This window comes from Bacillus cereus group sp. N6 (assembly GCF_016483705.1).
In the GTDB taxonomy this organism is placed as follows: Bacteria; Bacillota; Bacilli; order Bacillales; family Bacillaceae_G; genus Bacillus_A; species Bacillus_A wiedmannii.
Genome location: NZ_JAEHBI010000271.1, coordinates 1 through 277 on the forward strand (window position 1 = coordinate 1; position 277 = coordinate 277).

Sequence of the window (277 nt, forward strand, 5' to 3'; positions counted from 1 at the left end):
ATCTTCAGTAACTCCATAATAACGAAGGAACCAAGTACGTTTCCAAACAATCGCATACAAAGTGATAATGGTTTGATGAATATCTCAAGAATGTTAATTGGAAGAACTACAGGCATTGGTTCCGCAAAACTCTTTAACCAGCCTTTGGTACCTTTCTTTCTCACTCCTGCTGCTTCAATTAAGATGATACTCATCAATGCAAGCGCTACCGTGACATTCATGTCTTTTGTCGGCGGCTTGAAGCCTAATAGGCCGATGAGGTTGGCAATTCCTATGT

At 40.8% G+C, this 277-nt stretch carries 1 protein-coding gene; it reads right to left on the reverse strand.

The window, feature by feature from the left end; all coding sequences use genetic code 11:
* Nucleotides 1-221 (reverse strand): F0F1 ATP synthase subunit A (locus JDS99_RS31275; RefSeq protein ID WP_242475830.1); only part of this gene is annotated, 221 nt, incomplete at its 3' end.
* Nucleotides 222-277 lie beyond the last annotated feature (56 nt).